We start from the raw sequence: 14,942 nt of genomic DNA, 5'->3' as shown, positions 1-14,942 counted from the left end.
GGACCTTATGAATACACTGAAAGATAAAATACTAGCTGCAGCCGTTCAAGTACAAAACAATATTTATATGAAAGCCATTGCCAATGCAATGATGGGCTTAATGCCCGTCATGATGATCAGTTCCATTGCTTCCTTGATCAATGCGATCGACATCGGGGCAACGCAACAGATAATGGAACAAATTGGTTTGAAAGCATTATTAACCCAAGTCAACGCGATGACGATCGATGTCGTTTCCGTTTATGTCGCCTTTCTAGTTGGCTATAAATTAGCCGAGCATTTAAATGCGGATCAACTAAATGCCGGTATCATGAGTTTGGTATCATTTTTGATCTTGAGTCCGATTTCGACTTTAGAAGAAACCCGTACGATGGAGTTGTCGACCCTTGGTTCCGGTGGGATGTTTGTCGCCATGTTTGGCGGATTGTTGGGTGCCAGAATTTACATTTTATGTGTACAGAAGAATTTGATGATCAAAATGCCGGATTCGGTACCGCCGATCGTCAACAAATCCTTTGCAGCGATCGTGCCAGCAATTATTGTTTCCGCCATTATGGGCATCATTTACGTGGGCATGGCGGCAACGCCTTACGGCACGCTGACAGATATGATCTATACTTGGGTACAAGCTCCATTGACCTTGCTAGGAGCGAATATTTTTGCTTGTATGATCATTGTGGCGTTTATCGAATTTCTTTGGTTCTTTGGCATTCACGGAGTGTTGGCTGTTTATCCGATCTTGATGTTGGTCTTTTACCAACCAGGGCTTGATAATCTGGCGGCGTACAGTGCCGGCCAAGCATTACCACATTTGTTTACGATTGGGTTTATTTTGAACAATCGCGGGGCTCGTTCATTTGCAGTCGCTTTATTGGCTATTTTTGGTTGCAAATCAGAGCAGCTAAAAGCTGTTGGTAAAATTGGTTTAATCCCTTCCATGTTTGGTATTTCTGAGCCAATCAAATTTGGGATTCCTCAGGTGATGAATATCAGAATGCTGCTTCCCTTGATGTTAACACCGGCTGTTTCCGTGTTGTCAGCATATCTCTTAACAATTGTCGGCTTTTTGCCTTATCACAATGGAGTCAATATCCCAACTGGATTTCCGATTATTTTCGGTGGCTTCTTAGTGAATGGCTGGCAAGGGATCATTGCACAATTGATTCAATTTGTCTTATGTGTCGTCATCTACATCCCTTTTATGCGTCTGCAAGACAAAGCAGCACTCGCTGAAGAAAAGAATCTGCAAACCCAAGCGGCAGTCGTTGAGTAACAAATAACGAGAAAATGGAGGAACAATGATGAAAAAAATAGTATTAGTTTGCGCTGGCGGCATGTCTACTGGCGTCTTAGTAAATAATATGAAAAAAGCAGCGCAAGAAAAAGGAGAAACGGTGGCGATCGATGCGTTCTCTATTGAATCGGTCACGACTGCAGCAAAAGATGCTGATTGCGTACTGTTAGGACCGCAAGTTTCATACCGATTAAATGAAGTCCAAGGTTTAGTTGCTTGTCCAGCAGCCAGTATCGACATGCGCACCTATGGCATGATGGATGGAAAAAAAGCATTGGAACAAGCACTTGAACTAATAGGAGAGTAGAATGGAAGAAAAAGAACAAATTTGTTTTCAGATTATCTCGCAAGCGGGTATGGCAAGAAGTTGCTTTTTTGAAAGTATTCAAAAAGGAAGAGAAGCCCAGAATCTGGCTGCACTGCAAGCAATCGAAAAAGGAAAAGAACACTATCATGAAGCCCATTTGGCACATCGGAAGTTAGTTCAACAAGAAGCACAAGGGGACAAAGTTTGGATGTCCTTACTATTAAGTCATGCGGAAGATCTTTTGATGAGCGCAGACATCATGAGTGAGCTTGCAAAAGAGTTTCAAGGGTTGTATGAAGAAATTCAGGCAATTAAGCAAACGATTCAGTCTACTGGCTCCTAACCGAAAATCGCAATAAGAAAAAGAAACGAAGTGTCAGTCTTTTGACAACACACTTGGTTTCTTTTTGCTTAAATTTGGCACGCAAGTTGACAGGATTGCTTGAAAGTGTAGGATAGAAGAAAGATGGAACTTTAAATCAAGGCAAGGAGTCGGACGATGAAAGTTTTAAAATCCCATACCGCACTTTTGATCATCAGCAATACGATCACGATCATCCCGTATCTTTATTTCTTATCTTTGAGCAAAGAGCAGTCGCTAAGTGCAGCATTAGCCTTTGCGCTCTTTTATACCTTTCGCATGACAGGGGTCTTTTTCTTACAGACGCTAACGGCGCTTTTCGCACCATCGCTCTTAGCAGCTAGTGTCTTGATCGGCGGCGCCGGCGCATTGGTAGGTATCTTGAGCACTTGGTGGAGCGCTGCACTCTTGCCAGCTGCTGGTTTGTTGGGGATCAGTGCTTCTTGGTTGCCGCCAGCTGACCTGATGGTACGCCAAAAAGCCAAGCTCACTGAACAGCCGCTGAAAAATGATTGGAAGGAGGCGCTTTTCTTTCTTTTCGTTTTATTGTTTGCCTTACGGTTGCCTGATGACCTTCAAGTCATTGGTCTATTTGGCAGTTATCTTGCACTCTTTGCGCTGGCGGCTAAGAGTAGTCAAACATTCAAAAACCTACCGAAAAGACCGCTGATGCAGCGCAACCAGTTATTCAACAAGCAATTTTTGTTGTATTTCTTTTTCTTTCTCTTACTGTTTGGCTTGCGAGCAGCCAGGCTGATCAAGTCGAATGCCCTCTTTGAGTGGGCGATCACTGGTTTCTTGTTTCTCTTTGCTTTGCTGCTGATCACTTTAACGAAACGCAGTAAGTCGTGGAGACAGCCGCTTCACTTGAACATCCTCACCTTTATTCGGGGAGTGATCGGTAACTTTCTTTTTCTTTTCGGCTCGGTCTATGTTACCGGTCGATTTGGGGCACAAGCGCTCAGTACTCACGTTTACTTGCCTTACGCACTGGGCCTTTTTGGCGCAATGTTTCTCGGAGGAAAACTCGCACGCTTGCTAGAAAAACAGTTAGTACCGGCGTATTTGCTTGGATTGATGGTTGGTGTTCTTCTATTTAGCAGCGATCTTTTGATCCCAATAAGTTTATTTGTCATTAGTTTCTTTAATGCGGGATTGAATCAATGGCTCACGAAACAGTATTTGGCGGCAAAACCGGAAGCAATTGAACAGCAAAGCTTAGCCAAGTATGCCACACAAAGCAAAGGGAGTCTGGTACATCAATTTCTTTTGATGACACTCCTATTTGTCATTCTTCGTTTTGAACATCAGCCGCTGGCGTTCTTGTTTCAGCTATCAGGAACGACGGCAACGAATCAAACCTCAAGGATCCAAAGCTTTTTAGAGCCAGCAAAATGGGGCTCGATTGCAGGAGTACTCTGTTTGCTAGTAGGCGGACTGGTGGTATTTCGCCGACAATCAAAGAAAACAAAAGAATAAGCGTCTTTAGCAGTCACTATCTTGATTCAAGACAGTGGCTGCTTTTTTTGAAATCGCATAAAAACCGAACATTTATCGTTTTATCTTCCTTTATGATAGTGAATTTTATTGCACTATTTTCGAATAGCGTTAAAATAAGAACATCGTGTTAGTGAAAAAGGAACATTAAGTGAACGGCTTTTTCCTGACAATGTCTTAGAGAACGGGGGAAATCAAACAAATGGCAACCATTCGCTATTTTAAAGGAGATGTTTTCCATACGCCAAGTGATGGAAAATTGGAGTATATAGAAGAAGCTTTGATTCAAGTCGATGACGCAGGGATCATCACAAAAGTCACTGCTAAAACAGATCAAGGGTATGAGTCAGAGATGGCGAAAGCATCAGAGAATCTGCAGGCTTTATCTGAAGGCCAGTGTTTTTTACCAGGGTTTGTCGATCTGCATGTCCATGCACCACAATGGCCGCAAGCAGGGATCGCGTTAGATGAACCGTTAAATGTCTGGTTAGATGAATGCACGTTTCCGCTGGAGGCAAAATATGCCGATCCGGCATTTGCCAAAGCTGTCTATCAGGATTTGGTGGCACAGTTGTTGGCAAGAGGAACGACAACGGTTCTTTATTTTGCAACGATCCATCTAGAAGCGAGCCTTCAATTGGCGAAGATTTGTGCCGCTCTTGGTCAACGGGGATTAGTCGGAAAAGTCGTTATGGACGATCCTCAAGCCAATCCTGCTTTTTATCGGGACGCATCAACAGAAGAGGCATTAGCGGATACAGAACGTTTTATTCAAGAAGTACAAGCAATCGCAAAGACCGCACCTCAAGGCGTTTATCCTGTGGTTACTCCGCGATTTGTCCCGAGCTGTACCGATGAAGGCTTGGCAGGGTTAGGTGCATTGGCTCAAAAATATGATGTCCATGTTCAGACCCACTGCAGTGAAGGGCAATGGGAACATGACTTTGTTCAAGAGCGATTTGGCAAAACGGATACCGAAGTGCTGCAAGATTTCGGCTTGTTGCGAGAAAAAGCAGTGATGGCTCATGGCAATTTCATCAGCCCAGCTGACGGCGCCCGTTTTGTCGAAACCGGCGCTGCAGTTGCGCACTGTCCCATTTCAAATGCCTACTTTGCCAATGGCGTGATCCCAATCAAGCGCTTGAAAGAGCAAGGGGTCACGATTGGTTTAGGAACGGATATCTCCGGCGGTTTTTCACCGAGTTTGTATGACAACATCAAACAAGCTGTGATGTCTTCGAGAATGTTAGAAGATGGTGTAGATGTCACGCTTCCCCAAAACACACGAGGAGTAGCCGATTCTCGTATATCCGTGATCGATGCGTTCTCATTGGCGACAAAAGGCGGCGGTGAGGCACTGAAATTACCAGTAGGTGTCATCAAAGAAGGTTATGCGTTTGATGTGCAAGTGATCGATACGCGCCAAAAAGAAAATCCTTTGCCTGACTTCGGTGTGTTCACCTCACCCGAAGCAAGATTACAAAAAATCCTGTACTTAGCAACGATGCAAAATATTCGCCAAGTCTGGGTCCAAGGAAAAAAAGTACACGAAAAATGAGGAGAATGAGACAGTGGAATCAACGAAAAACAAATATTTAACGATCGGAATGAATGAAGACATTCCCTTTGGTCAAGCAGTACTTTTAGGATTACAGCATGTGTTGGCAATGGACGTGTATGTGCCGCCATTTATTATCGCAACGGCGGTGGCGATGTCCTCTTCAGACGCATCAGGTTTGATCCAATCGACCTTTTTAGGAGCAGGGATCGCTTCTTTGATCCAAGTCCTCTTTTTCTTGAAATTACCCGTATGTCAAGGACCATCCTTTGTCCCCGTTGGAGCGATCATCGGTATTTATTTTGGTGCCAACGGCATGGACACGGTGTTAGGAGCCAGCATCGTTGGTGCCGCAGCAGTCATTTTACTAGGTTTTACGGGCATCTATAAGTATATCGTTCGTCATTTTATTCCTACGATCGTCAGTGGAACGATCATTATGATCGTTGGGTTGACCTTGCTGCCAACGGCATTTACCAGCAATATCTATCCTGCCACTGAAACACTAAGTGCCAATCAAAACATGTTGTTAGCTGCGATTACTGCGGCGATTTTGATCTTGTTTTCTATGTTAGGTGATTATTTTCCGGGAATGGGAAAATACTTCCGGATCAGTTCAGTCATTATTGCATTGGTTATCGGTACCGTGATTGCTTCCTTTATGGGGGGCGTTGATTTTCAGTCGGTGGCGGATGCTTCTTTCTTTAGTCTGCCAAAACTGGTATTTCTAAACTATGGCCTGCACTTTGATGTTTCAGCAATCTTAACGATGCTAGTGATCTATATGGTGCTCCTAGCAGAAACAACAGGTACTTGGTATGCGGTCAGTTCTGTGACAGAAGAACCTGTTACAGATGAACAGATCAATAAAGGCGTGATCGGCGAAGGGTTAGGCTGCTTGGTTGCCGCCTTAGTAGGAACGACCCCTGTGACTGGTTATTCTACCAATGCAGGGATCATTTCGATCACAGGGGTTGCTAGTAAAAAAGTCTTTGTGATGGCATCTGTCTGGTTTATCCTATTGTCCTTCATGGGAAAACTTTCAGCCTTGATTCACGCAGTACCTTCTGCTGTCATCGGCGGCGTGTTCGCGGTCGTCTGCGTCATTATTTTGTTGAGCGGCTTTCGGGTCATTAAGAATGAAGAGTTTTCCGAGCGGGAGTTGTATATTATCGGGGTACCGTTGATTATTGCCATCGGCTTGTTGTTTATGCCAGCAGAAATCAAAGAATCTGCGCCTCAATTCTTACAATATTTATTAGATTCACCGATTGCTTTAAGCGCTATTGCGGCGATCGTCATGAATAAATTGATCCCAGTGAAGAAAAAAATAGGAAGTAAATGAGGAATGAGACCTTGTCTCGTTCCCTCTTTTGTTACAATCCTGTGTAAAAAGAGGGTTTTTTGTAATATAGGAAAGGTTTTCTAAGGTTAACTGGTTTACCTAAAAACAAAATAACTGTAATGTTAAAAATTACAGCAGAGAAAAGCTTGATATGATAGTCTTTTCCGATTCTTACGAAACGTAAGGCAACTGTCGTTTTCGTAATCATCTGTAATGATTTCTTTACCTATGAAATATTCTTCGGTGTTAGACTTGTTTATGCGCTTGAGTCATCTCAAATGACGCAAAATGAGTTTCAAAGAAGGAGATTTAATTATATGAAGTCTTTAAAAACTGTTTTACTTAGTACAGCTGTCCTTGCCGGTTTCGGCCTTTTCTTAGGTGGGAAAGACGCCTTTGCAGACGAACAATACACTGTTCAATCTGGTGATACATTATCAACAATCGCTACTAACTTTTATGGTTATAGCTCTGATGATACGATCAATGCGATCGTTGAAGCAAACGAGATTGCTGATAAAAACTTGATTTTTGTTGGGGAAGCATTGATCATCCCTACAGATGGCACTGCAACTTATACAGAATCTGCAAGCACGACTGCTGCAGCAAGTGTACAACAACCAAGTGAACCAGCAGCTTCACAATCAAGCAACACACAATCTGCTGCAAGCACTCAAAGCAGCTCAAGCTACAGCTCTTCAGCTAGCGGCTCAGAAGCTTCAGCAAAAGAATGGATCGCAAACAAAGAATCTGGTGGTTCTTACACAGCGACAAACGGACAATACTATGGCCGTTACCAATTAACCAACTCTTACTTAAATGGTGACTATTCAGCTGCTAACCAAGAAAAGGTTGCCGATGAATATGTAGCATCACGTTATGGTTCTTGGTCTGCTGCCAAAGCATTCTGGGAAGCAAATGGTTGGTACTAAGATTCTAAAATGAATCTTGTCCATGACATCTAGTAATCAATTGCCCTTATTGGCGAGTACATCTTACTCGCTGATGAGGGCTTTTTTTGTATCTTCTGAGAGAGATGAATGTAACGCCGCATGCAACTCTCTAGAGTCATTTTCAGTCGACATGCCATTGATAAAAATCCCTTTTTACACGGCAACCATGTATAATAGTAGGAAATAGAGCAGAAAGCGATTCAATCTGTCAAAAATTGAGACAGAAAATGACGGTTTTGATAGCAGAAAGTGGGGGAAACACAATGAGTACATCGATTGAAGAAAAAATTGCACAAAAAATGCAGCGATTTCAAGCATTTGGGGAAGGCTTGCCGGGAGCCAAAGTCTATTACCGCGAAGATTGGGATGCAATCTACTTTGATTTAGTAAGGAAACAGTTTGGGATCATGAGTCCGCAAGCAGAAGAAACAGCGTTTTTGACTTTGAAAAATCTGCCCGAGGTCAACGAAACGCTGCGAGAGCAATTTCCTGACGTCATCATTCCGGGGTATTATGCCAATAAGACCCATTGGAATACCATCAAGTTGGCATCTGATGCCTTGATGGAAGAAAACATCGAACAAATGATTTTGGTTTCCTACGATCTAGTCAAACAAAAACTGACAAAAAAACAAAAAAGTGAGCTGGAAAACAGCGAATCGTAAGTCAAAGATTTAGCGACAGAAAATAAGGAAGACCCTATTGAGGATCATCATAATCCCTTTATTAATCGTTATTTTCGCCAACGTTTATGCAATATTTTCAAAGAGCTTTCATGAAAGCTCTTTTTGTTTTATTTGTTCGCTTGTTTCTAATCGTGATCCATGGTAAATTGTTGTGCAACCGAAATTTTTTGGCAGTCTTTTCTGCTAAACACAAAGGAGTGGTACGTATATGGATCTGGTCTTACGCCATGTCAAAAAGTACAAAGCGGCAACCAGCATTGCCTTATTATCGGTCATTTTAATGGTCGTTGCTGCATTATGGCAGCCAAAGCTCTTGCAGCAAGTGCTAGAATCAATTATTACCGAAAACAATGATGAAATGAAAAAAATTGGTGTGCAGCTGATTGGGCTAGCATTGCTAGGCCTTGTTGCAGGGATCATCAACACGATTTTTTCTGCGAAAGTGGCGCAAGGCGTTAGTGCCGATATTCGAGAAGAGATGTTTCGGAAAATCCAGACTTTCTCATTTGGTAATATCGAAACCTTCTCGGCAGGAAACTTAGTGGTGCGTTTGACCAATGACATCACGCAAATTCAAAACTTAGTGATGATCTCTCTACAATCGTTGTTTCGCATCCCGTTCTTATTTATCGGTGCCTTCATTTTGGCGATGGCAACCATGCCACAACTGTGGTGGATCATCGTCTTACTGATTATCGCTGTTCTAGTGATTACGGCACTCTCCTTTACACGGATGGGGAAACACTTTATGATCATCCAGAACTTGATCGATAAAATCAACGGGATCGCCAAAGAAAATTTGATGGGGATTCGTGTGGTGAAATCTTTTGTCCAAGAAGACAACCAACTGCAAGGCTTTTCCAAAGTCAGTGAAACGTTAACGAAGCATAATATTATTGTAGGAACCCTGTTCTCTGTAATGATCCCCTCCTTTATGCTGGCGGCCAACTTAGCAGTGGTCGGCGCGATTTTCTTTGTCAGTGATCTAGCGAAAGATGACCCAACCCTGATTGGGGGAATTGCCTCATTCATGAATTATTTGATGCAAATTATGATGGCGATCATTATCGGCGGCATGATGATGATGATGACTTCACGAGCTGCAGTTTCGCTAAAACGGATCAAAGAGATTCTAGATACCGAACCAGATCTGCAATACCAAGATGTCCCAGAACAAGAATTGTCTGGAAGTGTCGCTTTTGAAAACGTCAGCTTCCGTTACCCTGGGGATGAAAAAAATGCCCTAACGGATATCAGTTTTACCATCAAACCTGGCGAAATGATTGGGATCGTAGGAGCGACTGGTGCCGGCAAATCAACACTGGCGCAGCTGATTCCCCGTTTGTTTGACCCAACGGAAGGTATCGTGCGGGTTGGCGGCGTTGACCTAAAAGAAGTCAATGAACAAAGCTTGCGAAAAACGGTCGCCTTTGTCTTGCAAAAAGCGATCCTCTTTTCAGGAACGATTGCCCAAAACTTGCGGCAAGGGAAAAAAGATGCTTCAGAGTCTGAGATGTCTCGGGCAACAGAAATCGCCCAAGCCAGTGAATTTATTCAAAAATTGACAGCGGGTTTTGAAGCGCCGGTCTCCGAGCGCAGCAGCAATTTTTCTGGAGGACAAAAGCAACGCTTATCGATTTCTCGAGGCGTGATCGGTGAACCGAAAATTTTGATTTTGGATGATAGTACGAGTGCATTAGATGCGCGTTCGGAGAAATTGGTTCGCGAAGCGTTTGAAAAACAATTAAAAGACACGACAACAATCATTATCGCGCAAAAGATTGCCTCTGTTGTGAAAGCCGACCGTATCTTCGTTTTAGATAATGGACGTCTGGTTGGTGAAGGAAGCCATGAATTTTTAGCCAATAACAATGCCATCTATCAAGAAATCTTCGCAACACAGAAAGGAGAGGAGTAACCATGACAGATTTGTTCAAAGCGAGTAAATTTTTCTATCATTACTTAAAACAATACAAGTGGTCGTTTCTATTCATTTTTGTAACGGTGATTCTGGCAACGTATCTGCAAGTGCAAGCACCAGTTTTTGTCGGAGAAGCGTTCCAAGAGTTGGCGAATTATGTTGGTGGTTTGATGCAGGGGATCGATGATAAATCGGCTTTTCTATCAATCATTTGGAAATTGTTGATTTTTTATGTCTTAGCCAGTGCAGCCAATTTTGTTTATAGTATCTTGTTCACGCAAGTGGTGGGAAAATCAACCAACAGAATGCGGATCGGCTTATTCAATAAACTGGAAAAATTGACGATCAAATTCTTTGATTCCCATCAAGACGGTGATATTTTGAGCCGTTTCACCAGTGACTTGGATAACATCCAAAACAGTCTGAACCAAGCATTGTTGCAAGTGCTGACCAATGTAGTCTTAATGGTGGGAATCTTGATCATGATGTTCCGTCAAAACGTTGAATTGGCATGGGCAACGATTGCTTCTACCCCGATTGCGGTATTGATCGCGGTGATCGTGATCCAAAAAGCCCGCAAATATGTCGATCTGCAGCAAGATGAAGTCGGAAAATTAAACGGCTATATCGATGAAAAAATCAGTGGTCAACGAATCATCATCACCAATGGACTGCAAGAAGAAACCATCGACGGTTTCTTGGTCCACAACCAACAAGTCCGCGAAGCTACCTACAAAGGGCAAGTCTACTCTGGGCTGCTTTTCCCCTTGATGCAAGGGATGTCCTTGTTGAACACGGCAATCGTGATTTTCTTTGGTGGCTGGTTAGCATTGAACGGTGACTTAGAACGTTCCGTTGCCTTAGGATTAGTTGTGACCTTTGTCCAGTATTCGCAGCAATATTACCAACCGTTGATGCAGATCTCTTCTGGTTACAGCATGATTCAGTTGGCGATCACCGGTGCGCGCAGAATCAATGAAATGTTTGATGAACCTGATGAGATCAAACCAAAAGACGGGATCAAAGTGAAGGGCATCAAAGAGGCGGTTGCTTTGAATCATGTGGACTTTGGGTATGACAGTCAAGAATTAGTCCTAAAAGATGTCTCGATCACGGTCAACAAAGGGGAAATGGTCGCATTGGTCGGGCCGACTGGTTCTGGAAAAACGACCATCATGAACTTGTTGAATCGCTTCTATGATGTGAATGGTGGTTCTGTGACCTTTGACGGCATCGACATCCGAGAGTTAGACTTGGATCTGCTGCGTTCTCAAGTGGGGATCGTTTTGCAAGAATCCGTGTTGTTCTCAGGGACGATTCGTGAAAACATTGCTTTTGGGAAACCAGAAGCGACTGAAGCCGAAGTCATTGCAGCAGCGAAACAAGCCAATATCCATGAGTTTGTTATGACGTTGGAAAAAGGCTATGACACGGAGATCACCGAAGAGAACAATCTTTTCAGTACTGGTCAAAAACAATTGATGAGTATTGCCCGAACGATTTTGACCAATCCAGAATTGTTGATTTTGGATGAAGCCACCAGTAACGTTGATACCGTGACTGAAGCGAAAATTCAACGAGCAATGGATGAAGCAATCAAAGGACGAACCAGTTTTGTGATTGCCCATCGCTTGAAGACGATTTTGAATGCCGACCGCATCGTAGTCTTGAAGGACGGCGAAGTCATTGAAGAAGGCAATCACCATCAATTGGTGGCGGCCGATGGCTTTTATGCAGAACTGTATCACAATCAATTCGTTTTTGAATAAGCGCAAACCAACGTAAAATCATCAAGAAGACACTAGCAGGACAGCCCGCAATTTCGTCAACCAATCGACGAAACAGCGGGCTGTTTTTTTTAGGTTAAAGCAAGCGCTTCTTATGACGACAATGTTTATGAGCAGTTAGTGGTATAAGGGGTCCGTTGTTCTGATAAACAAAGAAGACCAGCCTTAAGCATAGTCTTCTTTGGTTTTTTAGTGATACGCAGCGGTTTGAGCCAACCACTCAATAAAATGGTCTGGCTGTTGCGTATCCTGTGCCACGATATTCCACTGCTGGTTTTTGCAGCGGGTGCATTCATGCAGCAGCTGATAGCCTTTTTTGGAATGTTGGCGATAGTCAATCGGTCGCATCAAGCCATGGCAAGTATTTTGACGATCACCCGGGCGAATATCCACGTGTAACGAGTAGAGACACTGGGGACAATGGTTGCGGTAAGAACCATTGGTCAAGGGTGCCACAGGCGTACTGCAGTTTTTACAAACAAAGGTCGTATTTTCATCTTTTCTCATTTTGCTTTCCTCCAAAAGAATGATTTCTTTTGAGAGAAAAGGGTTCCGTTCGTTCTTCATCAGGCTTCTTTGGCTAGGGACACATTCACCGTCCGTAACGATTACTTCTGCTTCCAGCTTCATGCGATTTCGCAATCCGTACCACGCTTAGTTTTTTCGTTTTGTGCTAAGCACTGTGTTGCGGCAGCCTACAACCCAGCAGTAAGTGTAGTCCAAAGTCACTGTCATTGGCGTCGTCCCCTAGAAAGCAATTGAGGAATGCTTTTTCATAGAGTCCCTCCTATGTGTTTATGAGGGTATTATAGCAGAGAAAGAATTGGAATTCTAAAATAGATAAAAATATTGATCCTAATTATGGATTCGTTTTTCGTAAAAAATATAATGATTTATATATAATGCTCATATTTTTTGTATAAGTAGATAGCTTCCAGTTGAATTTTATTCATAATAGAAGAGACACTGACTCATAGCATGGAGAAAGGGTAATTGAATGAAAGGAATGCAATGAGGTCTTCCGCTAACTAGAAAGCTGAAGATTCAAACGGAACAGTAGCAAAAAAATGTATGAGGCGCGATAGAAAAACCGAAGAACGAGCTGAGCGTTTTTTCCTTGAAAAGGAGGGCCGTTAGCTGGTTCTTCGGTTCTTTGTTGACGATGAAAGATTAATAGTACTCCCCGTGGCGATAGTCCCATGAGTTGAACTGATCAGAAAGGTACATTTGGATTTTTTCAACATCGAGTCCTTTACGGATCAAGACAGGTGCTGGCGTGATGGAGCGTTGGTCTCCTTGCTCTGGAATCAAGTTGCCGTCTTGGTCAACGAAAGAAACCATGACTCCTTGCTCATAGCGGGTTTCCAGCGTTTTATCTGGTTGGATCGATGCAACATAGTCGTTTCCTTCGATGATCAGATCGGCTTCTTGCGCGATTTGTTCACCGATCCCTTCAACAAGCCCGCGATTTCCTTTGCCTGAAGGATTCGCTGAGCTGGCGAAAAGCAACTTCTTATTCTGCTCCCAAAGCTCTTTAGAAATCTGCTCGCCAGGAACTCCAAATTTAATCACGAAGCAGCTAGTTCCCCGAACGTCAGTCATCAATTCCTCTGAGCCATCGTTTGGGATATAGGCTTTTCCTGATTCTTTCCAAGGCAAAATCGCGCCGAATAACACGTCATTGTTCCAACACGTTTCATAAACAGCGGCGGTTTCCGCATTTAATTCAGCTAGTTCGTGTAGCTGCTCCAATGAGCTGCAAAGAACGACACCTGGTTTATTACGTTTGCGATTCTTTGCCGAAAACTTGCGTTCCAGCCCTTTTTTATCAGAGACGGCAATAATATAGCCGACTTTGGTGGGGCAGACGATCACTTTGCCTTCTTCATTCAAATAGTTGATCGCTCGTTGGTTGAGTTCTCCTGTCCATGGGACTTGTTTTGCTTCATTCACTCTCTTCATCCTCCCTGTCTTCCAATGAATCGCCGTTATGAAAAATATAACGGAATATTCTGAAAATTCTGATTGAATATGGTTACCCTTGATGATAAGGGAATCAATCTGCGTAGTCAAGGGGATTTACACCAGAATGTAAAAAGAATAGGCCGGGGAAATCGAGGATCTGTAACGAGGACTAGGAAGAGTGAGTGACAGCAACACTATTTTTTTCCGCTTTGTATGAAAAAAATGACTGTTTTTTATGTTATTTATATGGGAAGATAGGCTTATAGATAGAAGAATGCAATCAAATTGATAGTTTTTTTGAAAAAAAGAAAGAGGAATATCATGAGTGAAAAGAAAAAAATACGCAAGCTCTTGCTGGCCTCGATTGTCGCTGGGAGTATCTATGGCGGCGGTGCCTTGCTTTTTGGGTTACTGGTCAGTTATAACGTTCTCTTGTTAGATGGAGTTTATACATTGATTGGTGCAGTGATGTCGCTAATTGCTTTATATGTAGCAAAGTATATCCAAGCCCAAGATTTTGAACGTTTCCCATTCGGCAAAGAAGCGTTGATGCCGTTGGTGGTTTTTATTCAATATAGTATCATCTTGCTGATCTCAATTTATGGGATTATTGAGTCTGCCTTTAGTTTATTACACGTCAGTGACGGCATGATTGATCCAATCGGTTTGTATTTCTCACGGGTTGGAACGATCTACTGTTTATCTTTTTACTTGTACTTAAAAAAGAAACCACTGACTCATCCCTTTTATTGGGTGGAACTAGAACAATGGCGTTTCGGCTTTTTCTTTAGTCTGGGTGTTGTCGGTTCGTTTCTTGTGTCCTGGCTGATCCAAGCCAGTCCCTATGGAAATTTCGCAATGTATGTCGACCCAATCATCTCCATCGGGATCACCTTGTTCTTTATTCAGCTTTCGATTAAAGAGTTGAAAGCGGCCATTCTGGAATTGACTTCTTCAACACCGAAAGAAGAACTACGAGAGTCCATCATGACGATCGTTGAAAAAGAATTGCGCGCAGAAGAAGTGGTGGACTTTGTGTTACGTACCGCCAAAGTCGGCAATCAAGTCATTGTGGAATTAGATGTGGTGATTTTACCTGCCAGTCCTCTCGATACAGTTGGGCGGCAAGATCCCTTGCGAGAACGGTTGAATCAAGCAATCAGCCGACAGATATCCGGTTATTCCCTCTGGCTAAACATAAATTTTGTCGGAGACATCAAATGGGCGTATAGTGAGGAGTAAGAATGGCTGCTAGGCGGTCACTGACG

General features: G+C 43.0%; 13 protein-coding genes. 11 read left to right on the top strand and 2 right to left on the bottom strand.

Annotated elements, in window-relative coordinates; translation table 11 throughout:
- The first annotated feature begins 7 nt into the window (after positions 1 to 7).
- The 10 genes from CO692_RS04230 (at position 8) to CO692_RS04185 (ending at position 11,691) form a co-directional block, all read left to right on the top strand.
- Positions 8 to 1,273 (top strand): PTS sugar transporter subunit IIC, encoded by a 1,266-nt coding sequence (locus CO692_RS04230; protein WP_096741632.1) that lies wholly within the window; start codon positions 8 to 10, stop codon positions 1,271 to 1,273.
- Positions 1,274 to 1,301: 28 nt separating this feature from the next.
- Positions 1,302 to 1,601 (top strand): PTS sugar transporter subunit IIB, encoded by a 300-nt coding sequence (locus tag CO692_RS04225; RefSeq protein WP_010749922.1) that lies wholly within the window; start codon positions 1,302 to 1,304, stop codon positions 1,599 to 1,601.
- Between the two features lies 1 nt (position 1,602).
- Complete coding sequence (locus CO692_RS04220; protein WP_061053195.1) at positions 1,603 to 1,944, top strand: PTS lactose/cellobiose transporter subunit IIA; 342 nt, start codon at positions 1,603 to 1,605, stop codon at positions 1,942 to 1,944.
- Positions 1,945 to 2,100: 156 nt separating this feature from the next.
- Positions 2,101 to 3,441: a hypothetical protein gene (locus CO692_RS04215; RefSeq protein ID WP_096741631.1), complete on the top strand. Its 1,341-nt coding sequence runs from the start codon at positions 2,101 to 2,103 to the stop codon at positions 3,439 to 3,441.
- Positions 3,442 to 3,661: 220 nt separating this feature from the next.
- Positions 3,662 to 5,017, top strand: a complete 1,356-nt coding sequence (guaD, locus tag CO692_RS04210; protein WP_096741630.1) for a guanine deaminase — start codon at positions 3,662 to 3,664, stop codon at positions 5,015 to 5,017.
- 49 nt (positions 5,018 to 5,066) lie between these two features.
- Complete coding sequence (locus CO692_RS04205; RefSeq protein ID WP_081117984.1) at positions 5,067 to 6,362, top strand: uracil-xanthine permease family protein; 1,296 nt, start codon at positions 5,067 to 5,069, stop codon at positions 6,360 to 6,362.
- A gap of 317 nt (positions 6,363 to 6,679) precedes the next feature.
- Positions 6,680 to 7,294: a LysM peptidoglycan-binding domain-containing protein gene (locus tag CO692_RS04200; RefSeq protein WP_005228480.1), complete on the top strand. Its 615-nt coding sequence runs from the start codon at positions 6,680 to 6,682 to the stop codon at positions 7,292 to 7,294.
- 284 nt (positions 7,295 to 7,578) lie between these two features.
- Positions 7,579 to 7,980 carry an MmcQ/YjbR family DNA-binding protein gene (locus CO692_RS04195; RefSeq protein ID WP_096741629.1) on the top strand — a complete coding sequence of 134 codons (402 nt, stop codon included), beginning with the start codon at positions 7,579 to 7,581 and terminating at the stop codon, positions 7,978 to 7,980.
- A gap of 229 nt (positions 7,981 to 8,209) precedes the next feature.
- Entirely contained in the window at positions 8,210 to 9,919 is a 1,710-nt protein-coding gene (locus tag CO692_RS04190) for an ABC transporter ATP-binding protein (protein ID WP_096741628.1), read from the top strand.
- 2 nt (positions 9,920 to 9,921) lie between these two features.
- Positions 9,922 to 11,691, top strand: a complete 1,770-nt coding sequence (locus tag CO692_RS04185; RefSeq protein ID WP_096741627.1) for an ABC transporter ATP-binding protein — start codon at positions 9,922 to 9,924, stop codon at positions 11,689 to 11,691.
- A gap of 207 nt (positions 11,692 to 11,898) precedes the next feature.
- Here CO692_RS04185 and CO692_RS04180 read toward each other — a convergent pair whose 3' ends face one another.
- Both CO692_RS04180 and CO692_RS04175 read right to left on the bottom strand, forming a co-directional pair.
- On the bottom strand, positions 11,899 to 12,216 hold the full coding sequence (locus CO692_RS04180; RefSeq protein WP_010749914.1) for an RNHCP domain-containing protein: 318 nt from the start codon (positions 12,214 to 12,216) through the stop codon (positions 11,899 to 11,901).
- A 663-nt stretch (positions 12,217 to 12,879) separates the two neighbouring features.
- Entirely contained in the window at positions 12,880 to 13,671 is a 792-nt protein-coding gene (locus tag CO692_RS04175) for an L-threonylcarbamoyladenylate synthase (protein ID WP_192940719.1), read from the bottom strand.
- Between the two features lie 324 nt (positions 13,672 to 13,995).
- On the opposite strand from CO692_RS04175, the gene CO692_RS04170 reads away from it, so the two are divergent.
- The gene (locus CO692_RS04170; RefSeq protein WP_096741625.1) at positions 13,996 to 14,916 is read left to right on the top strand and encodes a cation transporter; all 921 of its coding nucleotides are present in this window, start codon (positions 13,996 to 13,998) and stop codon (positions 14,914 to 14,916) included.
- Positions 14,917 to 14,942: the final 26 nt, after the last annotated feature.

It is taken from the genome of Enterococcus sp. FDAARGOS_375 (assembly GCF_002393265.1).
Classification (GTDB): Bacteria; Bacillota; Bacilli; order Lactobacillales; family Enterococcaceae; genus Enterococcus_D; species Enterococcus_D innesii.
This window is presented reverse-complemented; position numbering and strand designations above follow the sequence as displayed.